This is a genomic window from Pseudosulfitobacter sp. DSM 107133 (genome assembly GCF_022788695.1).
In the GTDB taxonomy this organism is placed as follows: Bacteria; Pseudomonadota; Alphaproteobacteria; order Rhodobacterales; family Rhodobacteraceae; genus Pseudosulfitobacter.
The window spans coordinates 3,456,125-3,479,772 of sequence record NZ_CP085154.1 but is presented as its reverse complement, the minus strand read 5'-3'; the positions used below and the strand labels follow the sequence as shown (position 1 = coordinate 3,479,772).

At 62.2% G+C, this 23,648-nt stretch carries 25 protein-coding genes and 1 pseudogene; 14 read left to right on the top strand and 12 right to left on the bottom strand.

Translation table 11 applies throughout. The features are described from left to right. Window positions 1–48 precede the first annotated feature (48 nt). A complete protein-coding gene (locus tag DSM107133_RS17325; protein ID WP_114292892.1) occupies window positions 49–1,221 on the bottom strand; it encodes an MFS transporter in 1,173 nt (390 codons plus the stop codon). A 107-nt stretch (window positions 1,222–1,328) separates the two neighbouring features. Here DSM107133_RS17325 and DSM107133_RS17320 point away from each other — a divergent pair, with 107 nt between their 5' ends. Continuing rightward, window positions 1,329–2,468: a DUF3095 domain-containing protein gene (locus DSM107133_RS17320; protein WP_114292893.1), complete on the top strand. Its 1,140-nt coding sequence runs from the start codon at window positions 1,329–1,331 to the stop codon at window positions 2,466–2,468. A 51-nt stretch (window positions 2,469–2,519) separates the two neighbouring features. Here DSM107133_RS17320 and DSM107133_RS17315 read toward each other — a convergent pair whose 3' ends face one another. The 3 genes from DSM107133_RS17315 to DSM107133_RS17305 all read right to left on the bottom strand — a co-directional run bounded on the left by DSM107133_RS17315 (window position 2,520) and on the right by DSM107133_RS17305 (window position 4,325). Continuing rightward, window positions 2,520–3,287 (bottom strand): HpcH/HpaI aldolase/citrate lyase family protein, encoded by a 768-nt coding sequence (locus DSM107133_RS17315; protein ID WP_114292894.1) that lies wholly within the window; start codon window positions 3,285–3,287, stop codon window positions 2,520–2,522. A gap of 74 nt (window positions 3,288–3,361) precedes the next feature. Continuing rightward, window positions 3,362–4,066: a hypothetical protein gene (locus DSM107133_RS17310; RefSeq protein WP_205387789.1), complete on the bottom strand. Its 705-nt coding sequence runs from the start codon at window positions 4,064–4,066 to the stop codon at window positions 3,362–3,364. After that, a complete protein-coding gene (locus DSM107133_RS17305; protein ID WP_114292896.1) occupies window positions 4,038–4,325 on the bottom strand; it encodes a hypothetical protein in 288 nt (95 codons plus the stop codon). Before DSM107133_RS17305 ends, DSM107133_RS17310 begins: the two co-directional genes overlap by 29 nt. Window positions 4,326–4,508: 183 nt before the next feature. Between DSM107133_RS17305 and DSM107133_RS17300 the strand changes: the two genes are divergently transcribed. From DSM107133_RS17300 to DSM107133_RS17290, 3 genes are all read left to right on the top strand, one after another. Then, window positions 4,509–5,081 (top strand): hypothetical protein, encoded by a 573-nt coding sequence (locus DSM107133_RS17300; RefSeq protein ID WP_114292897.1) that lies wholly within the window; start codon window positions 4,509–4,511, stop codon window positions 5,079–5,081. A 188-nt stretch (window positions 5,082–5,269) separates the two neighbouring features. Further along, the gene (locus tag DSM107133_RS17295) at window positions 5,270–5,872 is read left to right on the top strand and encodes a ribonuclease HII (RefSeq protein WP_114292898.1); all 603 of its coding nucleotides are present in this window, start codon (window positions 5,270–5,272) and stop codon (window positions 5,870–5,872) included. 100 nt (window positions 5,873–5,972) lie between these two features. Beyond that, window positions 5,973–7,073: a site-specific DNA-methyltransferase gene (locus tag DSM107133_RS17290; protein ID WP_114292899.1), complete on the top strand. Its 1,101-nt coding sequence runs from the start codon at window positions 5,973–5,975 to the stop codon at window positions 7,071–7,073. A gap of 137 nt (window positions 7,074–7,210) precedes the next feature. Here DSM107133_RS17290 and DSM107133_RS17285 read toward each other — a convergent pair whose 3' ends face one another. After that, window positions 7,211–8,359: an alkane 1-monooxygenase gene (locus DSM107133_RS17285; RefSeq protein WP_205387790.1), complete on the bottom strand. Its 1,149-nt coding sequence runs from the start codon at window positions 8,357–8,359 to the stop codon at window positions 7,211–7,213. A 68-nt stretch (window positions 8,360–8,427) separates the two neighbouring features. Continuing rightward, the gene (gene mutY / locus DSM107133_RS17280) at window positions 8,428–9,471 is read right to left on the bottom strand and encodes an A/G-specific adenine glycosylase (RefSeq protein ID WP_114292900.1); all 1,044 of its coding nucleotides are present in this window, start codon (window positions 9,469–9,471) and stop codon (window positions 8,428–8,430) included. Window positions 9,472–9,556: 85 nt separating this feature from the next. Between mutY and DSM107133_RS17275 the strand changes: the two genes are divergently transcribed. The 3 genes from DSM107133_RS17275 to DSM107133_RS17265 are packed head-to-tail and all read left to right on the top strand — an operon-like array spanning window position 9,557 to window position 11,877. Beyond that, entirely contained in the window at window positions 9,557–10,063 is a 507-nt protein-coding gene (locus DSM107133_RS17275) for a DciA family protein (RefSeq protein WP_114293100.1), read from the top strand. Between the two features lie 12 nt (window positions 10,064–10,075). After that, entirely contained in the window at window positions 10,076–10,756 is a 681-nt protein-coding gene (locus tag DSM107133_RS17270; RefSeq protein WP_114292901.1) for a DsbA family protein, read from the top strand. After that, window positions 10,756–11,877, top strand: a complete 1,122-nt coding sequence (locus DSM107133_RS17265) for a CaiB/BaiF CoA-transferase family protein (protein WP_114292902.1) — start codon at window positions 10,756–10,758, stop codon at window positions 11,875–11,877. The genes DSM107133_RS17270 and DSM107133_RS17265 overlap by 1 nt, the downstream gene beginning before the upstream one ends. A 52-nt stretch (window positions 11,878–11,929) precedes the next feature. Here DSM107133_RS17265 and lpxK read toward each other — a convergent pair whose 3' ends face one another. The 5 genes from lpxK to DSM107133_RS17240 all read right to left on the bottom strand — a co-directional run bounded on the left by lpxK (window position 11,930) and on the right by DSM107133_RS17240 (window position 16,580). Beyond that, the gene (gene lpxK, locus DSM107133_RS17260; RefSeq protein ID WP_205387791.1) at window positions 11,930–12,913 is read right to left on the bottom strand and encodes a tetraacyldisaccharide 4'-kinase; all 984 of its coding nucleotides are present in this window, start codon (window positions 12,911–12,913) and stop codon (window positions 11,930–11,932) included. Next, a complete protein-coding gene (locus DSM107133_RS17255) occupies window positions 12,913–14,130 on the bottom strand; it encodes a glycosyltransferase N-terminal domain-containing protein (RefSeq protein ID WP_114292904.1) in 1,218 nt (405 codons plus the stop codon). The genes lpxK and DSM107133_RS17255 overlap by 1 nt, the downstream gene beginning before the upstream one ends. A gap of 9 nt (window positions 14,131–14,139) precedes the next feature. After that, entirely contained in the window at window positions 14,140–14,382 is a 243-nt protein-coding gene (locus tag DSM107133_RS17250) for a DUF4170 domain-containing protein (RefSeq protein WP_114292905.1), read from the bottom strand. A gap of 79 nt (window positions 14,383–14,461) precedes the next feature. Beyond that, the gene (locus tag DSM107133_RS17245) at window positions 14,462–15,247 is read right to left on the bottom strand and encodes a 3'(2'),5'-bisphosphate nucleotidase CysQ (protein WP_114292906.1); all 786 of its coding nucleotides are present in this window, start codon (window positions 15,245–15,247) and stop codon (window positions 14,462–14,464) included. After that, window positions 15,234–16,580, bottom strand: coding sequence for a metallopeptidase TldD-related protein (locus DSM107133_RS17240; protein WP_114292907.1), 1,347 nt, complete (start codon window positions 16,578–16,580; stop codon window positions 15,234–15,236). The genes DSM107133_RS17245 and DSM107133_RS17240 overlap by 14 nt, the downstream gene beginning before the upstream one ends. A 277-nt stretch (window positions 16,581–16,857) precedes the next feature. On the opposite strand from DSM107133_RS17240, the gene DSM107133_RS17235 reads away from it, so the two are divergent. The 4 genes and pseudogenes from DSM107133_RS17235 (at window position 16,858) to DSM107133_RS17220 (ending at window position 19,069) form a co-directional block, all read left to right on the top strand. Further along, window positions 16,858–17,112: a PepSY domain-containing protein gene (locus tag DSM107133_RS17235; protein WP_162791998.1), complete on the top strand. Its 255-nt coding sequence runs from the start codon at window positions 16,858–16,860 to the stop codon at window positions 17,110–17,112. Window positions 17,113–17,114: 2 nt separating this feature from the next. Further along, on the top strand, window positions 17,115–17,690 hold the full coding sequence (locus DSM107133_RS17230; RefSeq protein WP_240310478.1) for a cytochrome b/b6 domain-containing protein: 576 nt from the start codon (window positions 17,115–17,117) through the stop codon (window positions 17,688–17,690). Continuing rightward, window positions 17,687–18,226 carry a LuxR C-terminal-related transcriptional regulator gene (locus DSM107133_RS17225; protein WP_114292909.1) on the top strand — a complete coding sequence of 180 codons (540 nt, stop codon included), beginning with the start codon at window positions 17,687–17,689 and terminating at the stop codon, window positions 18,224–18,226. Before DSM107133_RS17230 ends, DSM107133_RS17225 begins: the two co-directional genes overlap by 4 nt. A 67-nt stretch (window positions 18,227–18,293) precedes the next feature. After that, window positions 18,294–19,069: pseudogene (locus DSM107133_RS17220) on the top strand (IS5 family transposase). 109 nt (window positions 19,070–19,178) lie between these two features. On the opposite strand, the gene DSM107133_RS17215 reads toward DSM107133_RS17220, so the two are convergent. Beyond that, complete coding sequence (locus tag DSM107133_RS17215; protein WP_114294208.1) at window positions 19,179–20,711, bottom strand: DUF2125 domain-containing protein; 1,533 nt, start codon at window positions 20,709–20,711, stop codon at window positions 19,179–19,181. 159 nt (window positions 20,712–20,870) lie between these two features. Between DSM107133_RS17215 and DSM107133_RS17210 the strand changes: the two genes are divergently transcribed. The 3 genes from DSM107133_RS17210 to DSM107133_RS17200 all read left to right on the top strand — a co-directional run bounded on the left by DSM107133_RS17210 (window position 20,871) and on the right by DSM107133_RS17200 (window position 23,578). Further along, window positions 20,871–21,620 carry an SDR family oxidoreductase gene (locus tag DSM107133_RS17210; RefSeq protein WP_114294209.1) on the top strand — a complete coding sequence of 250 codons (750 nt, stop codon included), beginning with the start codon at window positions 20,871–20,873 and terminating at the stop codon, window positions 21,618–21,620. Beyond that, window positions 21,617–22,231, top strand: a complete 615-nt coding sequence (locus DSM107133_RS17205; RefSeq protein ID WP_114294210.1) for an enoyl-CoA hydratase/isomerase family protein — start codon at window positions 21,617–21,619, stop codon at window positions 22,229–22,231. Before DSM107133_RS17210 ends, DSM107133_RS17205 begins: the two co-directional genes overlap by 4 nt. Window positions 22,232–22,381: 150 nt before the next feature. Then, on the top strand, window positions 22,382–23,578 hold the full coding sequence (locus DSM107133_RS17200) for a TIGR03862 family flavoprotein (protein WP_114294211.1): 1,197 nt from the start codon (window positions 22,382–22,384) through the stop codon (window positions 23,576–23,578). Window positions 23,579–23,648: the final 70 nt, after the last annotated feature.

Genomic DNA, 23,648 nt, shown 5'->3' with positions numbered 1-23,648 from the left:
GTCCATATACCGCTTGTTCCCCCGTTGAAAGGGGCACGGGTCCGGCTTTCAGGCGGTGTTGTCGCGGGAGAACAGGTAAATGGTCAAACCGGCGATCAAAGCCAGCCCGAAAAAGCCGAAAATAGCCGTATAGGGGGCGGTCACGTCGCCGCCCTGCGCCCCTGCGTGCAGCCGACCGGTGACAAATTGCATCAGCCCGACACCGCCGATGCCAAAGAGGTTCAGCAAGGTGACACCGCGCCCAGTCAGGTGGGGCGGTACAAAGCTGCGGCCATGGGCGACCATCATCGGGAACGATGCCCCGAACAGCCCCACGGCGCACATCAGGGCCACAGCGGTCCACATGCCGGGTTGCGGCATGGCCCACAACGCCAGCAGCGATGCCGCTGTCAGGGCACTGCCGCCAAAGTTCACCCACTTGCGGCTGCCCACCAGCCGGTCAAGCGGGCCATATATGACCACACCCGCGATCATCGCCAGCCCCATCAACAAGGTCGCCTGTCCGATCTGCGATTGGGTCGCGTCAAAGACATCGCGCAGATAGGGCCCGATCCACAGGCCCCGAATGGCACCGGCAGGGGCGTAATGCACAAACATCAGTGGCAGGATCAGCCACAGCACCGGCATCTTCAACAAATCCAGCACCGACCCACGCAAATCCGTTTCCAGCTTTTCGGGGTCGTGCACGGTCAGCGCCACGCCTATGGCCACGAGCGCCGAAAGCGTCGCCAGCCCGCCCATTGACGCCCGCCAGCCGATCATCTCGGCCGACAGGGTCATGGGATAAGAGGCGATCAGGTTGCCCACCGTGCCCACGCCCACCATCAACGCACCAAGCGTGGCGAATTGCAGGGGCGGGAATTCGCGGGCAAAGATGTAATAAGACGCCATCAGCACCGGCGAACAGCCGATCCCGATCAGCACCATCGCAATGTCGATATGAAGGGCGCTGGTGGCGACGGCAAACAACGCAGCCCCGCCGCCGCCGCCCACCAACAACAGTCCCGCAGCGGTCCGGCGCGGGCCAATGGTGTCCAGCGCCCAGCCAACAGGCAGCTGCATCGCGGCAAATGACAGGAACCAAAGCCCCGAGGCAAAGGCCAGATCTTCGGGCATGAGCCCCAGATCGCCCTGAAGCGGGCCGGCAAGCACCGCAAGAAAGGCGCGAAAGAACTGGCTTAGCACATAGGCCAGCGCCAGAAGAAACAGTCCGGTGCGCATGGCATGGCCTTTCAAGCTTTGGTGATGCTTGGTTACACGGACGGGCAGACCGTGCAAGAGTGCCGATAAGGGGGCCGCAGGCCCGATCCGCTAAAGCGAGACAGACAATGGACGAATTTTATGACCGCCTGCCGTTGCAAACCGCGTTCGGAACGCTGTCTGATCAGGCGCTTTATACCCCGTTGCCCGATGACTGGCTGGTGGGAACATCAGATATTGTCGGGTCTACCCAGGCTATTGCCCAGGGGCGCTATAAAACGGTGAACATGATTGGTGCGGCTGTGATCTCGGCGCAGATCAACGCGGCACAGGGGCGGGCCTTTCCGTTCGTGTTCGGGGGCGACGGTGCGGCCTTTGCCTGCCCTCCGCAACACGCCGAGGCGGCGCAGCGGGCGCTGGGTGCGGTGCGCTGCTGGGCCGGTGAAGAGTTCGACATGCAATTGCGCGTGGCCATGGTGCCGGTGTCGGTGATCCGCAACGCCGGGCGCGAGGTGGCCGTGGCGCGTTATCAGGCGGCTCAGGGTGTAGACTATGCGATGTTCACCGGCGGCGGTATCAGCTGGGCCGAGGCAGAGATGAAACGCGGACAGTTCGACCTGCCCCATGCACCTGCAGGCACCCAGCCTGACCTGACCGGCCTGTCCTGTCGCTGGAGCCAGATGAAGGCGCGCAACGGGCAGATCCTGTCAGTCTTGATCCAGCCGGAAGAGGGTGCAGATGACACAGCCGTCGCGGACTTGATCCGGGATGTGTTGAAGGTGGTCGGCGATCTGGAGCGCAACGGTCACCCCGCACCCGTCGACGGACCCGGTGCAGGCTGGCCACCCGCAGGCGCCGAGATGGAGGCCCGCGCGACCCATGGCAAAATGACCGTGGCCAAGCGCAAACGGCAAATCCTGTTCGAGAGCTTCCTGGCCTGGCTGCTGATCAGGACCGGCCTGAAAATCGGTGGCTTCGATGCGCGCAGCTATGCCCGCTCTGTCGGGGAGAATGCCGACTTTCGCAAATTTGACGACGGGTTGAAAATGACGCTGGATTGCGACGATGCGACGGCGGCACGTTTGGGTGAAATGCTTGAGGCGGCCCGCAAGGCCGGTACGATCCGCTATGGGCTGCACAGCCAAAGCGAGGCGATGATGACCTGCATCGTGCCCTCGATGATGCGCGACGATCACGTGCATTTCATCGACGGGGCAGCGGGCGGCTATACGCAGGCGGCGACTCAGATCAAGGGCGGCAGCGTCTGAGGCTGCCGCCGGATTTGGATATTTATAGCCAAAAGAAAGCTGGGATCGTGCCTATTTGACCCAGCGTTGCGCCGAGGCGCGGGCGGCATTTGCCAGCAGTGAGGCGTCGATGCCGACCGCGACAAAGCGCGCGCCCGCTTCGATCGCCGCGTTCAGCACGTCCTCGTCACTGCTGAGGATGCCGGGCGCCTTGCCTGCGGCAGAAATCCTACGGGTGGCGTCCAGGATGACCTCCATCACGTCGGGATGGCTGAGCTGGCCCATCTTGCCCAGATCGGCGGACAGGTCGGCGGGGCCGATGAACACGCCGTCAATGCCGTCGATGGTCAGGATTTCGTCCAGCGCCGCCAGACCAGCGCGGTTTTCCACCTGCACCAGCAGGCATGTCTGGTCGTCTGCTGTCTGGCCGTAATCGGGGATACCGCCAAAGCCCGCCGCGCGGGTGCTGGAATAGCCAACGCCACGATTGCCAAAAGGCGGATATTTCATCGCACGCACCAATTGGCGCGCCTGTTCGGCGCTTTCGACCATAGGCACCAGAACAGTTTGCGCGCCCACATCCAGAACCTGTTTGATCATCCACGTTTCACCCGCAGGCACACGCACGGCAGCATGGGAGGGCGATGCCTCAAGCGCCATCAGCTGGTTGCGGATGTTCGAGATGTCATAGGGTGTGTGTTCGCCGTCGATCAGCAGCCAGTCAAAGCCCGTGGTGCCCATCATCTCGGTGGTGTTGACAGTGCCAAGGCTGAGCCACGCGCCTATGACGGTCTCGCCGTTGGCGAGGGCTTGTTTGAATGTGTTGATCGGGGCTGGCATCGGTTTCTCCTCCGGGGTGTGTGCGCGGCGCACCTTAGGACGCGCCTTGCAGCATTTACCAGAGGCAGTTGGCGTCAGATCACCTTGATTACGTCCTTTCCCACGGCCAGCATATAGCCGCGCCGTGCGATGTTCTTGACCAGCAGTTCGCTGACGATCTGGTTGCCCAGCGTGTCGCGCAGACGTTTGATACGGGTGGCGCCGGCGGCCTCTTCGCAGTCGGATGCATCACGCCCCGAAATGATCGCTTCGATCTCGACGCCCGACAGCACATCGTCGTCCATGCGCGCCTCGGCCAGGATTGACATGGTTTCCATCGCCGCATCTGTCAGCTTGAAGCCAAGGTTGTTCAGGTAGACGGTGTTCTCCTCGCGGCTGATCAGCAGCGAATTCACCTCGATGCCCGCGCGCTCGATCTGCTTCAGGCTCCGCCCCATCACGACCAGCATCACCAGGAACACCAGCGCCGCCACCAGCATCGCGGTGGCAAAGGTCAGCAACACGAAGATGATGAACCGGTAGCTGGTCAGCGTGTCGGAAAAGGCGGTGCCCGATTGCGCGAGAATTTCCAGCAACTTGATTTCGGACTGGCTGGTCAGATCGGCGTTTTCGACAAAGATGCGCTCGACCTGTGCGTTAAAGGCACCGGCGTCGGGCAGGGTCAGGAACAGCACGATTGCGGCGGCCAGAAGCAGTGCGACAATCGCAGCGATTCCCCCCAGCACCAGCCGCTCGCCGGTCTGGCGCATTTCAGAAGCGGAGGAAATATTGTCCGGCACTGGATTTCCTTTGATCGAGGCCATCGGGGCCGAAAACAGACATGACCTGTAGCAACGTCCAGCCGCTGCCAGCAAGACGGTTCTTCAGCTCGGCCTGCGCCGCACCACGGTCGCAGGCGGAAACCTGCGCCACACCATAGTGCAGGCGCAGAGGGTTGTCCTTCTTTGCCTTGTAATCGGCAAAGCAGTCGGCGGCCTGGGCCGCGGCCGGTGCGGCCATCAGGGCGGCACAGGCAAGGGAAAGGAGAATGCGTTTCATAACACGACTGTGCGCTTTGTCCCCGCGATATTCAATAACAACAGGGGTTTCGGGGGGCTGATATTGGATAACAGCGGGCTGTTATTGTGTTGCGCAGGCCGTTGACCCCAACTTTGCTACACGGCCCGTCCAGTCTGGCAGGCCACCCCTTAAACGCATGACCCCATACGAAAGGAACACGCCATGCCGGTTTTCACACCACGGTCCCTGCACCGCAAGTTCATCGCCTTTGTCGCAGGCCTGTCTATTGCCATCACCGGATTTTCCGCGGTTCCCGCGGCTGCCGATCAAGATGACACCGCCCGCGCGCTGGCGGCCATTCTGGGTATCGCGATTGTAGGCGCGGCGATCCACGATGCCCGCAAGGACAAGGAACAGGTGACGCGCCATGACAGTTATCGTCCGGCGCAGCGGCGTGACAGCTATCGTCCGGCGCAGCGGCGTGACAGCTATCGTCCGGCGCAGCGTCGCGACGATCGACACCATGCGCGTCCCGGCTATGGCCATGTGCAGCCGCGTCCGCTGCCGCCGCGCGCCGACAATCGCAAACTGCTGCCGCAGGCCTGCCTGCAAACGTTCCAGACCCGCCGCGGTCAGGTGAACGGGTTCGGTGAACAGTGCCTGTCGCGCAATTACAGCTTTACCAACCGCCTGCCACAGGACTGCGCCCTGCGCGTGCGCACGCGGCACGGACACGGCCGTGGCTACGAGGCGCGATGCCTGCGCCAGTACGGCTACAAATTGGCCCGTCGCTAACAAAGGCGGTGTCATGACCGGGGACGGGTCCCTGTGTCCGGTCAAACTTGGGGGAAGGTGTTCGGGCACCTTCCCCCTTTTTGCATCCGAGGCTCTGTCCTTGCGGTTTGCGCCATGTTTTGAAATGTGTGTTTTTCGCCTTCGGCGAGGATATTTAGAGCCAAAAGAAGCAAAAGGGGCAACAGACCATGCCGGATTTTTCATTCGAGCTTGAGATCGGTGGCCGTGTCGCCGGCGTGGACGAAGTGGGGCGCGGGCCGCTGGCGGGGCCGGTGGTGGCTGCCGCCGTGGTGCTGAACCCCGATGATATCCCCGAGGGGTTGAACGATTCAAAGGCGCTGAGCGCCAGGCGGCGCGAATCTCTTTATGGTGAACTGATGGCGCGGGCCGATGTGTCGCTGGGCAGTGCCTCGGTGGAAGAGATCGACGAACACAACATCTTGCGCGCTTCGCACATTGCCATGGTGCGGGCGATTTGTGGTCTGTCGGTGCCGCCCGACCATGTGCTGATCGACGGCAATATGGTGCCACGCGGGCTCAACCTGGCGGCGACCACTGTGGTCAAAGGCGATGCCCGGTCGCTGTCGATTGCGGCGGCGTCAATTGTTGCAAAATTCACGCGCGACACCCTGATGGTGGATTTGGCGCAACAGCATCCCGGCTATGGCTGGGAGACCAACATGGGTTATCCGTCCAAAAGCCACAAAGAGGCGCTGCGCAATATCGGTGTGACCCCACACCATAGACGTTCGTTCAAACCTGTACACAATATCTTGTATCAAGAGAAATAGTTAACCAATTGATTCAATAAAGAAATTGACCGCGAATCAGCTTTGACTCATCTTTGTCCACAACCAACGAGCCCAAAATGGGCCGCGGATAGAGGCAGATATGATGACAAAGACCAAGAGCGCCACGGCGCTGCCCTTGAATGAAATCATTGCGGGTGACTGCATTGATGTGATGAACAGCCTGCCGGCAGAGTCGGTGGATCTGATTTTTGCGGACCCGCCCTATAACCTGCAGTTGCGCGGCGACCTGCACCGGCCCGACAACTCCAAGGTGGATGCGGTTGACGATGCCTGGGACCAGTTCGACAGCTTTAAGGTGTATGACAAGTTCACCCGCGCCTGGCTGAAGGCCGCGCGGCGTCTGCTGAAACCCAACGGGGCGATCTGGGTCATTGGCAGCTATCACAACATTTTCCGCGTCGGCACGGCGTTGCAGGATGCGGGTTTCTGGATTCTTAACGACGTGGTCTGGCGCAAGTCGAACCCGATGCCGAACTTTCGCGGCAAGCGGTTCACCAACGCCCACGAGACGATGATCTGGGCCGGCAAGGACGAGGGCAGCAAATACACCTTCAACTACGAAGCGCTGAAAGCATTGAACGACGGCATCCAGATGCGCAGCGACTGGGTTCTGCCGATCTGCACGGGTCACGAACGTCTGAAAAACGACGAGGGCGACAAGGCGCATCCGACGCAAAAGCCTGAAAGCCTGCTGCACCGCCTGCTGGTCGGCTCGACCAACCCCGGTGATGTGGTTCTGGACCCGTTCTTTGGCACCGGCACCACCGGCGCTGTGGCCAAGATGCTGGGCCGTGAATTCATCGGGATCGAGCGGGAAGAGGCCTATCGCAAGGTGGCTGCGAAACGCATCGCTTCGGTGCGCAAGTTCGACCGTGATGCGCTGGCTGTCAGCACATCGAAACGTGCCGAACCGCGCGTGCCTTTTGGCCAGCTGGTCGAACGCGGCATGCTGCGCCCGGGCGAGCAATTGTATTCGATGAACAACCGTCACAAGGCCAAGGTGCGTGCCGATGGCACCTTGATCGGAGATGATGTCAAAGGGTCGATCCATCAGGTCGGTGCCCATCTTGAGGGCGCGCCCAGTTGCAACGGCTGGACCTATTGGTGCTTTAAACGCGAGGGCAAGATTGTGCCCATCGACGTGCTGCGCCAGCAGATCCGGTCCGAGATGCACGACTGATCCCTGCGGGGTCATACCACCACAGTTTTACCAACACCGCTGGTGCCCCCGCGACTGTCACCCATTGTCGCAATCACATGGGGCACTCACCTATGCCCCGCCTTTATGGCGGGGCCTTTTTGATTCTGTGGGTGTCGTTACCGCGGCTTTGGGTTGGTCGCCTTGTTATAGGCGCTCCAGTCGGTGATTTCGGGGTAATACATCTCGCGCCACGCCTGCACGCGCGGGTGCATGATGCGTTTCCAGACGCGCGGCACCATCGCGGCCATTGTCATCACCGGATAGCCATAGGGCAGTTGCGGCGCGTCGGCCTCGGTGTGGTTTTGCAACACGGGAAAGCGGCGGTCGGGTTTGTAGTGGTGGTCGGAATGGCGTTGCAGGTTGATCAACAGCCAGTTCGACGCGCGGTGGGTGGCGTTCCACGAATGGCGCGGGTGGACGTGTTCGTACTTGCCCTCGCCCAGATGTTTGCGTGTCAGCCCATAGTGTTCGATGTAATTGACCAGCTCAAGCTGCCAGACCGCGACACCTGCCTGCACCGCGAACAGGCCCAGACCGGCCCAGCCACCCAGCGCAAAAGCCAGCACGCAAAAGGTGCCTTGCAGATACCAGTATTTGAAAAACGGGTTCGACATATCGCTCCACGGCAAATTCCTGCGGGCCAGCATGTCTTTTTCCGCCCGCCAGGCGCTGATCAGCGATTGTTTTAGAACGCGGGGGTAAAAGCGGTAAAAGCTTTCGCCCATGCGCGCGGTGACCGTGTCGCGCGGGGTGGCGACATAGCGGTGGTGCACCAGCAGGTGTTCTGACCGGAAATGCGAATACAACACCATCGCCAGCAACACATCGGCGCACCAGCGTTCCAGCTTGGATTTCTGGTGCATTAATTCATGCGCATAGTTGATGCCCACGGTGCCCGTCATCGCGCCGACGCCAAAGAACAGCACCAGTTTTTCCAGCGTCCCCAGATGGTCGGCAGGGGCCACATACCAGATCAGCCCGAACAGGCTGAGGAATTGCAACGGTGCCCAGGCAATGGTGATGGCGCGATACCAGAACAGGTCGTCCTCGTCGGTGTCCGGGTCGGCATTGTCCGGGTCCAGTCCCACGGCGAAATCAAGTGCGACAAACAGGTACCATGTGAACACCGGCAACAGGATCACGGTCCAGCCGCCCGTGATGGCACAGGCCCATGCCAGCGGGATCATCAACACGGACATCGCGTAAGGCGCGGCGCGGGTCAGTTTGGCCATGTCGGCGGCGGGAATGTAGGAGGATGGTGTCATGATGCACACTCGGTGAGAGGGTTGTATGCACGCAACATAGCGCAAAGGGCGGATGAACCAAAGCGCGCTTATTGCCGTGTCAGATCAAAGGCTTTGCGCATCACGGTGGGCAGGTCCGAAGGGCCAAACTCGGCCCGGGTCAGAAAGCGGCCCCTGTCGGGGTCGGCATCGGTTTCGGCCAGCATCACGGTCAGGATCAGGTGAAAGTGCGTAAAGGTGTGGCGCACTTCGCCGCGCAGTTCGGACCAAGCGGCATCGACAGGTGGCGTGCCCGTGGGACGTTCAAGGCTGACATCGACCCAATCCGATCCGGGCCAGCCCAGCATGCCGCCCAGCAAGCCACGGTCGGGGCGGCGTTCCAGCAAATAGGCACCATCGGGACGGCGCGCGACATAGACGGTGCCATGGCGCACCGGTTTGGCCTTTTTCGGGGTCTTTTTGGGCAAATCGGGCGCGGTGCCGCGCTGGCGGGCAAGGCAGGGGTCGCGCCACGGGCAGATGCCACAGGCCGGTGATCTGGGGGTGCAGATGGTCGCGCCCAGATCCATCACCGCCTGGGCATAATCGCCGGGGCGTGCATCCGGTGTCAGTGCCGCGGCATGGTCCATCAGGATCGGCTTGGCCGCAGGCAGCGGCGTGTGCTCGTCATAAATCCGCGCCATCACCCGTTCGACGTTACCGTCCAGCACCGCATGGGGCAGGTCAAAGGCAATCGACGAAATGGCAGCGGCAGTATAGGGGCCGATCCCGGGCAGGGCCAGCAGTGCGGCATGATCGGCGGGAAACCGGCCACCGTGATTGGTCACAACCGCGCGCGCGCATTTCAACAGGTTCCGGGCGCGGGCATAGTAACCCAGCCCGGCCCATTCGGCCATCACGTCGCCATCTTCGGCGGCGGCCAGATCGGCGACGGTGGGCCAGCGGGTGGTGAAACGGGTGAAATAGTCGGTGACGGCTGCAACGGTGGTCTGTTGCAGCATCACTTCGGACAGCCAGACCGCATAGGGGTCGGGGCGCGCGCCGGCACGTTTGTCAGCAGGCGCAGTGCGCCACGGCATCACGCGGGCGTTTGTATCGTACCAGTCCAACAGGTCTTTGGAGAGTTCACGCAAGATTTATGCCCTTCCTGAACGGCTATCACTGGCAGTGGGCGCGCAAACCTTTATGATCTGCGCCAACCTTTGGGGGAACATAGTCATGGCGCGGCGTCCTGCCACCACAAAAGGGTTCAAACGAACCTCCAGCTTGCTCACGGGGCGGATCCGCACCGCCAGCGAAAGCCGTGGATTCGCCCAATCGCGCCTTTTGACCCATTGGGCCGAGGTGGTGGGCGACGATATTGCCGCCATCGCACATCCGGTCGAGGTCAGCTATGCCCGTGGTGGCATGGGGGCCACGCTGACACTGCTGACCACCGGCGCACAGGCTCCGATGCTGGAAATGCAAAAGGAACAGCTGCGCGCCAAGGTGAACAGCGTCTATGGCTACAACGCCATCGCCCGCATCCGTGTGACCCAAACCGCGCCCACCGGCTTTGCCGAAGGGCAGGTGGCCTTTGGCCATCGCAAGTTGGACGCGCCGAAAGAGATCGACCCCAGCCTGAAAGCCAGGGCCGTAGAGACAACCGCCCCCGTGGCCGATGAGGGCCTGCGGGCTGCGTTGGAACGCCTGGGCACCAATGTACTGACAAAAGCAAAACGCTAAGAGGTAAGTTTCATGAAAAGATTGATCGCAATTCTGGTCGCGGTGGTGGTCGTTGCCGGCGCGGGCTGGTATCTGATGGGCCGCAACACTGTCACCGAACTGGCAGGGACGCCGATCGGCTCCGCGAATGCAGAAGAGATCGACAGCAGCATCGACATTTCGGACATTCAGGACATGACGCAGGGCAACCCCGATGCGCCCGTCACCATGATCGAATACGCCAGCTACACCTGCCCGCACTGTGCCGCGTTCAACGCAGGCCCCTATAAGCAGCTGAAAAAAGATTACATCGACACCGGCAAGATCAACTTTATCTACCGCGAAGTCTATTTTGACGGCCCCGGCGTTTGGGCGTCGCTGATGGCGCGCTGCGCGGGTCCTGAAAAGTTCTTCGGTATTACCGATCTGCTGTATGCAAGCCAGTCGACATGGGCGAACGCAGGCGGGCGTGATCCGGTTGCCATTTCCGCCGAGCTGAAGAAAATCGGTCGCCTTGCAGGTATGGACGGGGATGCCATTGACGCCTGCATGCAGGACGAAGCACAGGCCAAGAAGATGGTGCAATGGTTCCAGGTGCACAGCACCGAGGATGAAATCACCGGCACGCCCAGCTTTGTGATCAACGGCAAAACCTACAGCAACATGCCCTATGACCAGATGAAAACACTGCTGGACGAAGCGGGCGCAAACTGATGACTGCGCCGCTCGCGGGTCTGAAAGTCGTTGAACTGGCACGCGTTCTGGCCGGCCCCTGGGCCGGTCAGACGCTGTCGGATCTTGGGGCCGAAGTCATCAAGGTCGAAGCTGCCGCAGGTGACGACACACGGCAATGGGGCCCGCCCTTTGTCACCCGCGATGAAGACGTGTCGGCTGCGTACTTTCACTCGACCAACAGGGGCAAGGCGTCGATCATCGTCGATCTGCGCACCGAAGAAGGCCAGAACCGCCTGAAAGCCTTGCTGGCAGACGCGGATATCATGATCGAGAACTTCAAGGTGGGCGGTCTGGCCAAATACGGGCTGGATTACGCTTCGTTGAAGGACGCGTTCCCCAAGCTGATCTATTGCTCGGTCACGGGATTCGGTCAGACCGGCCCCTATGCGCATCGTGCGGGCTATGATTTCATCATTCAGGGCATGTCGGGCCTGATGTCGATCACCGGCGAACCCGACGGCCAGCCGCAGAAATCCGGCGTTGCGATCACCGATATTTTCACCGGCGTCTATGCGACCACCGCCATTCTGGCGGCTGTGCACCAGCGCAGCCAGACGGGCAAGGGCCAGCAGATTGACATGGCCCTGCTGGATGTGGCGGTGGCGATCACCGCCAATCAGGCGATGAACTACCTGACCAGCGGCAAGGCACCGGGGCGCATGGGCAACGCGCATGTGAACCTGACGCCCTATCAGGTGTTCGACTGCGCCGATGGCCACATCATCATCGCCACCGGCAACGATGGCCAGTATCAGCGCCTGTGCCGTCTGCTGGGGCTGGAAGACATGGCAACCGCGCCCGAATTTTTGAAAAATTCGGACCGTATTGCGAACCGTGACGAGATGACCCGCAAGCTGACGGCTGCCACTGTGTTACGCGCACGGGATGATTTGCTGGCGGCCTGCGAGGCCGAAGGTGTGCCTGCGGGGCCGATCAACGATATGGCCGATGTGATGGCAGATCCGCAAGTCGTTGCACGCGGGATGCAGATCGAGCTGGACGGTGTGCCCGGAGTGCGCACGCCGATTGTATTTTCGGACGCCGAACTGTCGCTGCACCGGCCTGCACCCAAGCTGGGCGAAGACGACAAGCTGATGTGAGCGTGTCGGGGGGCGCACCCTCCGGCATTCTTTGAACGCCAGGGTCTAGGCCCTAGGGCCGTGGCAGCGCCTTGAGGCGGTTGTCGAGTTCCGAGGTGTCTTCGAAATGCAGGCGGACGGGCAGGGTGATGACCCGCGACCGGAACGCCGCAGGCAGGCGGGCGGCATCTTTTTCCGTGGTGACCAGTTGTGCGCCACGGGCGCGGGCGTCGGACTCCAGTCGTGACAGCAGGGCGGGCGACAGCGTCTGGTGATCGCCCAGCGGTTCGGCGTGCACGATGGTGGCGCCCAGTTCACGCAAGGTATCAAAGAACTTCTGCGGACGGCCAATCCCGGCAAAGGCAAAGACCGGCGTGTCGGTCCAGTCCATGCCGGTTTGCAGCGGTTTCAGCTCGGCGCGGATATGCGGCAAGGCAGTGTCTGGCTGGAAGGCGGCCTGATCCGCCGCGCCGCCGATGCTCAGCAGGATATCGGCGCGCGCCAGTCCTGCGGCGACGGGTTCGCGCAGCGGCCCCGCGGGCAGGCAGCGTTCATTGCCAAAGCCTGTGGCGGCGTCGACCACGACAATGCTGAGATCCTTAGCCAGCGCAGGGTTTTGCAACCCGTCATCCAGAATCACAACAGTCGCCCCTGCCTCTTGCGCGGCACGCCCACCAGCGGCGCGGTCGCGGGCAACCCAGACCTCGGCAAAGGCGGCCAGCAGCAGAGGCTCGTCCCCCACCTGTTTGGCGGTGTGTCGGGCGGGATCAACCCGCACCGGACCCGCAAGCGATCCGCCATAGCCGCGCGTGACAATATGTGGCGTGTGGTAAAGGTCGCGCAGCTTTTCGGCCACCGCGATCACTGTGGGGGTCTTGCCGGTGCCGCCTGCGTTGATGTTGCCGACGCAAACCACCGGAATGTCCAGCCGCGCAGGCGCGCCATTGGCCAGCCTGCGGGCCGTCGCGCGCGCATAGAGATGGCCCAGCGGCGCCAGCAGGCGGGCTTGCCACGCAGGGCGGTCGGGTGATGTGTTCCAGAAGTCGGGCGCGCGCATCAGTTAATTCCATCCTGCCGGGCATCCAGACTGTCGTTGACCAGATTGATAACGCGATCCATCGTTTCAGCCCCTTCGGTCACCACGTCCCAGCCTGCCATCGCCATCTTGGCGGCCTGATCCGGTGCAATCAGCCAGGTCACCGCCGCACCAAGGCTGTCGGCGTCGTTGACAATGCGGGCAGCACCGGCATTGGCCAGCCTGCGATAGGCATCCAGATGTTTGCCCACACTGGGACCATACAGAACAGCCGATCCCAAGGCCGCAGCGGCAAAAGGATCCTGCCCGCCCTGACCGGTTTCCAGCGATCCGCCCAGAAACGAGACCGGCGCGACGCGGAACCACAAACCGGCTTCGTCTGGCAGGTCGGCCAGCACAACCGACGTGTTGTCGTCGGGATAGTTGCCCTCGGACCAGCGCACCACCCGCTGTGCATCCAAAGCGCACAAGTTGGTCGCAAGCGCATCTGCGATGGAATCCTGCGGGTTCAGAATCAGCAACAGCCGGTGCGACAGGCGCTGGGCGCGGCGGTGGGCACTCAGAACGGTTGAAATTTCGGCAGCGGTGACACCGGCAGCAAACCAGACCGGGCGGCCCGACAAAGCCTGTGACAGATCGTCAACATCCTGTTGCGCGGCCGGCAGCGCCTGTCCGCCCGGCACCAGCGGCGCGGTGCGATCGGTTTTCGCGGCGGGTACACCCAGCTGTTTCATCCGCGCTTCGGCGGCGTCGCTGCGGGCCAGAATGGTATCGAAATGCGCCAGCAACTGACGCGGCACTTCGGTCAGCCAGCGGTCGCGGCGGGTGTCGAACCCGTCCGCTCCTGCATCCACCAGAAACATGGCACAGTCGGTTTTGGCCACGGCTTCGATCAGGTTGGGTTGCAGCGCACCCCATGCCCAGACCACCGCATCGGGTCGCCAGTGCGCAACAAAGGCAGCAGTCGATGCGGGGTGTTCCGGCGGCAGTGCTGCGGTCAACAAATCAGGCTCGTCACAGGGTTTGGGTTCGTCCGGTGCGGTCAGCAGCACGCTGAGCCCAAAACGCGCACCAATCAGGCGGCGGGCCAGATTGCGCACCCGCGCTTCGCTTCCCGGCTCGGCCGCGTGCAGCCACACCAGCTCACCCCACGGGCGCGGCGCATAGTCTGGCAGCTTTGGCGCGGGCCCGCGCCGGGTCAGGGCGCGGTAGGCCGCAAATCCCAGAGAGCGGGCCATAGCGGAGGGTTACCCCAGTTCTTCAGTGGGCGTGGCGGCGTTTTCCTCGTCGCGCAGGCGGTGGAGGTGCGCGATGTAATAGCGCATATGCGCGTTGTCGACCGTGCGCTGGGCCTCGTTCTTCCAGGCGTCGTAAGCGGCGGCATAGTTTGGAAAGATACCGACAATATGCAGGTCATCGACGTTCTTGAAGACGTTTTCGGACGGGGTCACAAGCTCGCCTCCGAAAACGAGGTGCAGGCGTTGGGTCATGGTATCTGTCCTTTGATCGGGCCGTTGATCGGGCATGGTGTCTGGCTGGCTATACTGTGCGCAAGGCTGTGCGGCCGGGTCAAGGTGGCGGCAGTAGGGCGGCGTGCAGGCCGGCATGCACCGCCGGGGTCGCGGCGATGATACCGTTCAGCGTCGGGTGCGGGTTGTTGAACTGCAAGGGCAGCCCTGTGCGGTCGCTGATAACGCCGCCGGCTTCAGTGACGATCAGCGCACCGGCGGCGATGTCCCATTCCCAGCTGTCGCGCAGGGTCAGCATACCGTCAAAGCGCCCCTCGGCAACCAGCGCCAGCCGATAGGCCAGCGACGGTCGGTGCCCGCGTTTCAGCGCAGGTGGAACGCCCGCGCGCCAATGATGCGGTTGCAGCGCGGGTTTGGTTGCCAGCACCGAACAGCCCTGCATCTGATCGGTTCCCGAAACACGCAGGGGGGCATCGTTCAGCGTTGCGCCCTGTCCTGAAGCCGCCGCATAAAGCTTGCCCAGTGCCGGAAGGTAGACAACAGCGGCGGTGATCTTTCGGGCCTGCGCCACGGCAATCGAATGCGCCCAGGTCTTGCTGCCTTCGACAAAGCTGCGGGTGCCGTCGATGGGGTCGATAATAAACACGGTGTCGCCGTCCAGCCGTGCCGCCGAGTCGTCGGTTTCTTCCGACAGCCAGCCGTAGCCGGGCCGTGCCGCGCGCAAGACGCTGGACAGCATGTCGTTGACGGCCAGATCGGCCTCGGTGACCGGACCGGCACCGTCGGGTTTGTCCCAGCGCTGCGTTGCCGGTCCCGCATAGCTGCAGGCGATGCGGCCGGCGATGCGTGCGGCGTCGATCAGAAGAGGAAGATCAGTTGCCGGCAAGGGTCATTCCCGGCACCAGCAGTGATGGCACAACACGGCTGAGGTGGGTGCGTGCGTCATTGGCGGGCACGATGGCACGCAGCATGTCGCGCAGGTTGCCCGCGATGGTGCATTCGTTGACGGCATGGGTGACTTCGCCGTTTTCAACCCACAGGCCGGCCGCGCCGCGGGAATAGTCGCCGGTGTTGGGGTTGATGGTCGAGCCGATCATCGAGGTGACCAACAGGCCGGTGCCCATGTCGCGGATCAGATCGTCGCGGCTGGCGGTGCCTTGGGTCAGCTCCACATTCCAGATGCTGGGCGACGGACCCGACGAGGTGCCACGCGCGGCGTTGCCGGTGGACGGCATGCCCAGCTTGCGGCCCGTTGCCAGATCCAGCGTCCAGCCGGTCAGCACGCCACCGTCCACGATGGCACGGCGGGTGGTCGGCAGCCCTTCGGCGTCAAAGGGACGCGAGGCCGAGCAGCGGGGGCGGTGGGGGTCTTCGATCAATGACAGGTCGTCGGGCAGGATTTTCTCGCCCAACGCCCCCAGCATCCACGACGACCCGCGCGCGATGGCGGCACCGTTGACGGCAGACAACAGGTGACCAATCAGGGTCGAAGAGACGCGTTCGTCAAACAGCACCGGATAGGTGCCGGTGCGCGGTTTGCGCGGGTTCAGGCGGGCGATGGCGCGTTCGGCGGCCTCGCGGCCAATCTCTTCGGGGCTGCGCAGGTCGGCCTGAAAGATGCGCCCGTCGCCGGAGTAATCCCGCTCCATCCCCGCGCCGGTGCCCGCGATGGCCACGCAACTGATCCCGCGATCGGTGCGCGCATAGCCACCGGCAGAACCGTTGCTGGCGGCAAAATGCACCTGCCGCGCTCCGTAGGCCGCCGAGGTTTGCGACACCTGGCTGATACCGTCCTGTTCCAGGGCTGCGGCCTCGCCGCGGCGGGCGTTGTCTTCCAGCGTGGCGGCGTCGGGTTCGGGCGACGGATCGGCCAGTTCCAGTACATCAACGTCCCAGTCTTGTACCAATTGTTCGGGATCGGCGAGGCCCGCATAGGCATCTTCGGGCGCTTCGCGTGCCATCGCCACCGCGCGCACGGCCATCTCGGAAATCGTCCGCTCGGAAATATCCGAGGCCGAGACATTCGCCACCCGCTGCCCGACAAAGACCCGCAGACCGATGTCCACGCCTTCGGACCGTTCCGCATGTTCCAGTGCGCCGGCCCGCACATCAACCGACACCGATGTGCCCTGAACCGCCATCGCGTCTGCCGCGTCGGCACCGGCTTTGGCGGCGGCTTTGAGCAATTGGTCGGTCAGGGCATCAAGGGAAGGGGTCATGAAATTCTCCGGCTGAATTGGGCATGAGGTAGCCTTCGCGCCCGCTGCGCACAAGGGGGCGGGCCGGATGCGCCAGAAAAAGACCCGGCAAAAGCGCGCGATGTCGTTGCATTGGGCAGAGGGGCAGAAGGGGCGGATTTCCGCTGTAAGCAGGCGCTTAAAAAGGCGGAATAAGCCGCTGGTCAATGGTGCAGCCGCCCCGACGCACTCAGATCGGGGCAAGACGACAACACCCGTTGCCGTCCCTGACAAACTGAAAACCGAAAATGAGGATACCATGCGTAAAATTGCTCTGATCGCCCTTATGGCCTTTGCCGCCCCTGCCTTTGCCGCCGACCTGACCGCCGACACCATGCTGGGCAAGTCGATGGATGAGGTGAAAACCACGCTGACCGACATGGGCTACGATGTGCGCAAAGCCGAGATGGAAGACGGAAACATCGAGGTCTATTTCGTCAAGGACGGCAAAATGGGCGAAGTCTATGTGGCCCCCGAAACCGGTGCGATCACCAAGCTTGACTGGAAGAACTGACCGTGTCGGTTGGTACGCAACTGGAAAGCGGGCGCGAAGGCGCCCGTGACATGGTCGTCTGGGACCCGCTGGTCCGGCTGATCCACTGGTCGCTGGCGCTGATGATCCTGCTGAACGGTGCCTTTACCGATGACGAGGGTATGGTTCACCAATGGGTGGGCTATGTGGCGCTTGGGCTGGTGGGCATACGTGTCGTCTGGGCCTTGATCGGACCACGACACGCACGGTTCGCGGCCTTTCCACCCAATCCGGTGCGGGCGCTGCGCTATCTCAAGGCTGTGCGGGCCGGGGATCGTACCGTGCATCTGTCACATAACCCGCTGGGCGCGCTGATGGTGTATAACCTGTGGCTGACGGTCATCGCGATGGGGGTGACCGGCTACATGATGACGACGCTGCGGTTCTTCGGCATTGATTGGGTGAAAGAGGCGCATGAATTGGCGTTCAACTGGCTTATGCTTTCCGTGGCGTTGCACGTGGCCGGTGTGGCGTTCGACACATGGCGATCCGGTGTCAATCTGGTGCGCGCCATGCTATTGGGACGCAAACGTATTCCCAAGGGAACAGCAGTGGAATGAAGCGACCCGCGCGGCCCGCAAAGGCAAAGGAACGACGCGCCACGGTGCTTGCGGGGGTGATCATCCTTCAGGCGCTGTGCGCGGCGTTTTTCATCGGTGACGTGCTGACCGACATGCGCGAGGGCGCGCATCTGAACCACGCTTTGCTGGCGGCGGAAAGTGTTGCCGCGATTGCACTGTCGGGCGGGGTGATTTTCCTGATGATCGAATTGCGCCGCTTGCTGAACCGTATGAGCGATATGGACACAGGGTTGAAAGTGGCACAGGGACAGTTGGCCGAGGTCATGGACGGCTTGTTCGACGACTGGAACCTGACAGCGGCCGAACGCGACATCGCCATCATGATCTGCAAAGGGCTGGACAATGACGAGATTGCCCGTGTCCGGCAGACGGCAGCTGGCACTGTGCGAGCGCAGGTGACCAGCGTTTATGCCAAATCCGGCGCGCACGGGCGCAGTCAGTTCGTCAGCCTGTTTCTGGATGAATTGATGTCGGGGGATTTCGGCGAGAGCTTGCCGCAGCCGCCGAAGCCCTAGGTCACATACCCATAAAAGGGATTCACAGACTTTAGAAAACGTGATTCACTTTCCGGCAAATGTGGAGGTGAGAATGGCACGTTTTGATTTGACAGATTTTGAATGGTCGGTGATCCAGCCGTTGCTGCCGACGAAGGTGCGCGGCAAGCCGCGTGTGGATGACCGGCGGGTTTTGAACGGCATCTTCTGGCGCTTGCGGACTGGTGCGCCCTGGGCAGACATTCCTGCCCGATACGGGCCGCATACGACCTGTGTGAACCGCTTCAACCGCTGGCGGCGTGCGGGCCACTGGGCGCGTATTCTTGAAGCAATATCAGAGGCATATGAGGGTGAGGTGCAAATGATTGACAGCTCCTCCATCCGGGTACACCAACAGGGCGCAAATGGCCCTAAAAAAGGGGGCGATCCGATTGCCTGGGTCGCTCAAGGGGCGGGCTGACAACGAAAATCCACGCTTTGGTGGACGCGCTTGGCCGCCCGATCCGGCTCATGCTGACGGCTGGGCAGGCCTATGATGGACACGCGGCAGAGCAGATGCTGGATCGACTGAAAGAAGGCTGCAGCGTGCTGGCGGATCGCGCCTATGACAGCAACGCGATCCGTGATTTGATCGCCAAACAGAAGGCGCAAGCCGTGATCCCTTCGATGCCGCAACGCAATCCTGTCATCGCGCATGATCGCGAGCGTTACAAAGCACGCAACGCAGTGGAGCGTTTCTTCAACAAACTCAAAAACTTCCGCGCGGTAGCAACAAGATATGACAAACGCGATGATAATTTCCTCGCATCCATACAACTCGCGTCAATCAGGATCTGGTTGCGAACTTATGAGTCGGTGACCTAGGGTTCAGACCCCAGACAACGATCGCCAATGCCGGTGTTGGGAACTGGCATTCGCAGCACAAAAAAGGGGCGGCACTTGCGCACCGCCCCCGATAAACTTGGGTGAGAATTTACTTCAACCGCTGGCCATTCGCCAGAACATGACCTGCGTCGTTGATCTCAAGCTTGGATTTCAGCGAATCCGGTGCGTCGCCGGGAACGGCAAACAAGGCCATCATCATTCGCGCACCCTGCGCCTGTTCTTCGGGCAACAGGCCCATCGCCACCAGTTTGTCCAGCAGACCGTTGCCGCCAGACAGTGTCAGGTCGATGCTGCCTGTGGGCTTGGGCATGCCGTCAAATGTTGTCATGTCGGTGTTGTCAAAGGTAAAGGCACCCGCACCGTTCAGCGCAGCACCAGCAGCCTCGACAGTCACGTCCTTGATCTCAAGCGCGTTCAGCTCGCCCGGCACTTCGTCAGAGTTTTCCATCGCGGCGGCAACCTTGGGGTCCAGGAAGTTGACCAGCAATTTGGCCTTGCCCGCCAGGTCGATGGCGATGGTGGCCGGATCACGCGGCAATTGCCCTTGCGGGTCGAACATGCCCCACAGAACGTCCGACATGGTGAACCCTTCCAGCGCCAGCTTCAGGCCAAAGTCCTGCTCGTCGTCGGATTTTTTGACCGGCATCATCATGCCAAAGGCCATGTTTTCCATGTTCAGATCAATCGGGATCGGCATTTGCGTCATCAGCGCCTGAATAATCAGGCCGGATTGCGAGCCGGAATAGGACAGCCCGTCGCCCGACATGGAGACCGCCAATGCGCCACCGGTCGACGAGGTGGTCATCTTGCCGCCGCCATCAGGGCCATCAAAGTTGCTGTCCGACGTTCCGTTCGTATAGGTGAATTCGCCAGTGAAACCGAAACCGGCATCAATCATCGCGTTCACGTCCGAGGGGTCTTCTACAGCCGGAATGTTGCCGCCGCCAGTAAAGGAAAGGCTTTCCAGACCGCCGGTGATCTTGGCCGCCCCGTCATCATCGGGGCTGGTGAACGCCATGTCATAGGTCACAGGACCTGTGGTCATGGTCTGGCTGACATTGCGCAGATCGCTTTGCACAATCCGCGATACGCCGCTCATGTCGGCCATTGTCACGTCAATTCGGGCAATGTCCGGCCCGATGGGCGTGTCGTCGACTGTCAGGCTGGACAGTTTTACGCCCATGCTGTCAGCGGAATAGGTATAGGTCATGTCATCGGGGTCACCGGTCACAACCATATCAAAGCCGGATTGCGTATAGTCGATGGCCAGATCAAAAGCCTCGCCAGTCGCAGGTTCGCCTGCGACGGTGATCTTGCTGACCGCAGGAATCTGCACCGACACGCTGCCATCACCGAAATCGGTAAAGGTCAGGCTGTCCATCACCAATGCGCTTTTGACGGTTTCGTCGTCCGCCGAAAAATCCATTTCCATGCGCACGTCTGACACAGTCAGGGTGTCGCCCGCGCCAGACTCGGTGCCTGTCACGGTATAGCCCATATCCCCCATGTAATCGCGCCAGTTGTTCCAGACATCGGCTGCGGTCAGATCGGCATATGCGGCAGTGGACCCAAGGCAAATGGCAAGGGCGGTGCTGCTGGAGTAGCGGGCAAAACGGGTCATGAAATGAATCCTCTAAGGGGCGGTTGAACGCAAAGATGCACTATCGTGTTGCAGGGGCCTTCGCGCGTCAAGGGGGAGGAGGGTCAGGATTCTCCCCACTGGACGCCGCCCCTGTTGCGCTCTACCCCTTGCAGCAAACAATCACGGGAGCCGGATGAGATGGACATGACAGGACAAGTGGTGATGATCACCGGCGCAAGCCGTGGCATCGGGGCCGAAACCGCGCGGATTTTCGCCGCTGCGGGGGCCAGGGTGGCGCTGCTGGCGCGCAGCGAGAACGATATTGCCGAACTGGCGGGCGAGATCGGCAATGCCGCGATGGCGATTCCCTGTGATGTCAGCCGCTATTGGGAGGTCGAGGCAGCGGTGAACGCCACGGTGAAAACCTTTGGCGGGCTCAACGTGCTGGTCAATAACGCAGGTGTGATCGAACCCATCGCCCATTTGATCGATGCCGACCCCGCCGAATGGTCCAAGGTGATCGACATCAATCTGGGCGGTGTCTTCAACGGGATGCGCGCGGCGGTGCCGGTGATGATCAAGGGCGGCGGCGGTTCGGTGCTGACCATCAGCTCGGGCGCGGCCCATGGTCCCGTCGAGGCCTGGAGCCACTATTGCGCGTCCAAGGCTGCCGTTCACATGCTGACTGCCTGTCTGGACAAGGAAAACGCCGCCGACGGCATTCGCGCCATGGGCCTGTCGCCGGGCACCGTTGCCACCCAAATGCAGCGCGAGATCAAGCAAAGCGGCGTTAACCCGGTCAGCCAGCTTGACTGGTCCGATCACATTCCCGCCGATTGGCCCGCGAAGGCGTTGTTGTGGATGTGTTCCAAGGATGCGGATGATTATTGCGGTCAGGAAATCTCGCTGCGCGATGAAGGCATCCGCGCCAGGGTCGGCCTGTCATGATCGAGCTGGACCAGCAGGGCGGCGTCTGGACTGTCACGATCAACCGCCCCGACAAGGCCAACTCTCTCACCCCCGAAATGCTGGCAGAACTGGCCGACATTGCACAAAGCGCTTCCGAGGCGCGGGTGCTGATCCTGACAGGAAGGGGCAAGGTGTTCAGCGCCGGTGCCGATCTGGACGCGGCGCGTGCGGGCATGGCCACCTCGCCCGATTGGGAACGGCTGTCGTCGGCCATCGCGCGGCTGCCGGGGCTGACCATCGCGGCGTTGAACGGTACGTTGGCGGGCGGCGCCACGGGCATGGCGCTGGCCTGTGATTTGCGCATTGCCGTGGCGGGGGCGAAATTCTTTTATCCGGTGATGAAACTGGGTTTCCTGCCGCAACCTTCCGATCCGGCACGGATGGCGGCACTGATCGGCCCCGCGCGCACCAAGCTGATCCTGATGGGCGGCCAGAAGATCGACGCCGAAACCGCGCTGGCTTTCGGCCTGATCGACCGCATCGTCGGCGCTGACGACCTTTTGCAAACCGCAAAAGACATCGCTGCCGACACACATGCCGCAGACCCTGCCATCGCCCACCAGATCAAGGTGATGTGTACCGTCGGCTAACCCTTCATCTTGCCAGGAAAACTCCGGGGGGGGGGCGCCAGCGCCGGGGGCAGAGCCCCCAAGGCTTTCCCGTTGGCGTATGTCTCGCAACGTGTATCGGACTTGATCCCGCACCCGCCGACAGGCAAGACGGGGTGTTCGCGAAAGGAAATGACTTTGCAACACGACCTGCCCACAAAAACCGCCGCCGTGATTGGCGCAGGTCCTGCGGGGCTGATGGCTGCCGAGGTTTTGGCCGCAGCGGGCGTGCGGGTCACGGTCTATGAGGCCAGGCCATCGGTGGGGCGCAAGTTCCTGATGGCGGGCAAGTCCGGGCTGAACCTGACGATGGACTCAGCCCTTGATGGCTTCTTGCCACACTACGGCGAAACCGCCGACACCCTGCGCCCGATCCTCGCGGCCTTCGACCCAGCTGCTGTGCAGGACTGGGCGCGCGGGCTGGGACAAGAGGTGTTTACCGGCTCTTCGGGCCGTGTATTCCCCCGCGCGATGAAGGCCTCGCCGCTGCTGCGGGCCTGGCTGGTGCGGCTGAACGACCTGGGCGTGCAGCTGCAAACACGCTGGCGCTGGACGGGATGGGACGGCGATGCGCTGGTCTTCGATCAGGGCCGTGTCACCGCAGATGTGACCGTTCTGGCGCTGGGCGGTGCCAGCTGGGCGCGGCTGGGAACTGACGGGGCATGGGCGGATATTCTGCAAGGTCAGGGGATCGCCGTGGCCCCGTTTGGTGCGGCCAATGCGGGGCTGCGGGTGGACTGGTCGGCACATATGTCGCCGCATTTCGGCCAGCCCATCAAAGCCGTCGCATGGCATGCTGGCGACACCACCTCGCGCGGCGAGGCGATCCTGTCGGCCAAGGGGCTGGAAGGCGGCGGTATCTATTCCATCGCCCGCGCGGTGCGCGAAGGGGCCAGTTTGAGCGTGGACCTGTTGCCGGACCAGAGCGTGCAACAGGTCGCTGAACGGCTGGACAAAAAGCGCGGCAAGGAAAGCCACGCCAACCACATCCGCAAAACCCTGAAGCTTGAGCCGCTGAAGCTGGCATTGGCACAGGAATGGGCGCGGCCATTGCCGCAGGTCCCGCAGGCCTTGGCCAGGGTGCTCAAGGCGCTGCCGGTGGCCCATGCCGGACTGCGCCCGATGGACGAGGCGATTTCGACCAGTGGCGGCCTGACCTTTGACGCAGTTGACGGGCATCTGATGCTCAGCGCCCGCCCGGGCATCTTTGCCGCTGGCGAAATGCTGGATTGGGAGGCCCCGACCGGCGGCTATCTGATCACCGCCTGCCTGGCGACGGGGCGCTGGGCCGCGCAGGGGGCCTTGGCGCACTTGCAACGCGCAGGCTGACAGCTCGCCCGCCACAAGGCGCGCGCCTAGGCTCTGGACCCATTAATTCTATATACTCAGTTTGACAGAT

Bases quoted from the DNA above. Each gene is read 5' to 3' on its own strand.
- DSM107133_RS17275 (WP_114293100.1), top strand. From the start codon at position 9,557: ATGGCGCGGCGTCCTGCCACCACAAAAGGGTTCAAACGAACCTCCAGC.
- DSM107133_RS17265 (WP_114292902.1), top strand. From the start codon at position 10,756: ATGACTGCGCCGCTCGCGGGTCTGAAAGTCGTTGAACTGGCACGCGTT.
- DSM107133_RS17270 (WP_114292901.1), top strand. From the start codon at position 10,076: ATGAAAAGATTGATCGCAATTCTGGTCGCGGTGGTGGTCGTTGCCGGC.
- DSM107133_RS17305 (WP_114292896.1), bottom strand. From the start codon at position 4,325: ATGAAACGCATTCTCCTTTCCCTTGCCTGTGCCGCCCTGATGGCCGCA.
- DSM107133_RS17200 (WP_114294211.1), top strand. From the start codon at position 22,382: ATGACTTTGCAACACGACCTGCCCACAAAAACCGCCGCCGTGATTGGC.
- lpxK (WP_205387791.1), bottom strand. From the start codon at position 12,913: ATGCGCGCGCCCGACTTCTGGAACACATCACCCGACCGCCCTGCGTGG.
- DSM107133_RS17320 (WP_114292893.1), top strand. From the start codon at position 1,329: ATGGACGAATTTTATGACCGCCTGCCGTTGCAAACCGCGTTCGGAACG.
- DSM107133_RS17235 (WP_162791998.1), top strand. From the start codon at position 16,858: ATGCGTAAAATTGCTCTGATCGCCCTTATGGCCTTTGCCGCCCCTGCC.
- DSM107133_RS17210 (WP_114294209.1), top strand. From the start codon at position 20,871: ATGGACATGACAGGACAAGTGGTGATGATCACCGGCGCAAGCCGTGGC.
- DSM107133_RS17205 (WP_114294210.1), top strand. From the start codon at position 21,617: ATGATCGAGCTGGACCAGCAGGGCGGCGTCTGGACTGTCACGATCAAC.
- DSM107133_RS17240 (WP_114292907.1), bottom strand. From the start codon at position 16,580: ATGACCCCTTCCCTTGATGCCCTGACCGACCAATTGCTCAAAGCCGCC.
- DSM107133_RS17215 (WP_114294208.1), bottom strand. From the start codon at position 20,711: ATGACCCGTTTTGCCCGCTACTCCAGCAGCACCGCCCTTGCCATTTGC.
- DSM107133_RS17315 (WP_114292894.1), bottom strand. From the start codon at position 3,287: ATGCCAGCCCCGATCAACACATTCAAACAAGCCCTCGCCAACGGCGAG.
- DSM107133_RS17325 (WP_114292892.1), bottom strand. From the start codon at position 1,221: ATGCGCACCGGACTGTTTCTTCTGGCGCTGGCCTATGTGCTAAGCCAG.
- DSM107133_RS17295 (WP_114292898.1), top strand. From the start codon at position 5,270: ATGCCGGATTTTTCATTCGAGCTTGAGATCGGTGGCCGTGTCGCCGGC.
- DSM107133_RS17300 (WP_114292897.1), top strand. From the start codon at position 4,509: ATGCCGGTTTTCACACCACGGTCCCTGCACCGCAAGTTCATCGCCTTT.
- DSM107133_RS17290 (WP_114292899.1), top strand. From the start codon at position 5,973: ATGATGACAAAGACCAAGAGCGCCACGGCGCTGCCCTTGAATGAAATC.
- DSM107133_RS17225 (WP_114292909.1), top strand. From the start codon at position 17,687: ATGAAGCGACCCGCGCGGCCCGCAAAGGCAAAGGAACGACGCGCCACG.
- DSM107133_RS17250 (WP_114292905.1), bottom strand. From the start codon at position 14,382: ATGACCCAACGCCTGCACCTCGTTTTCGGAGGCGAGCTTGTGACCCCG.
- DSM107133_RS17255 (WP_114292904.1), bottom strand. From the start codon at position 14,130: ATGGCCCGCTCTCTGGGATTTGCGGCCTACCGCGCCCTGACCCGGCGC.
- DSM107133_RS17285 (WP_205387790.1), bottom strand. From the start codon at position 8,359: ATGACACCATCCTCCTACATTCCCGCCGCCGACATGGCCAAACTGACC.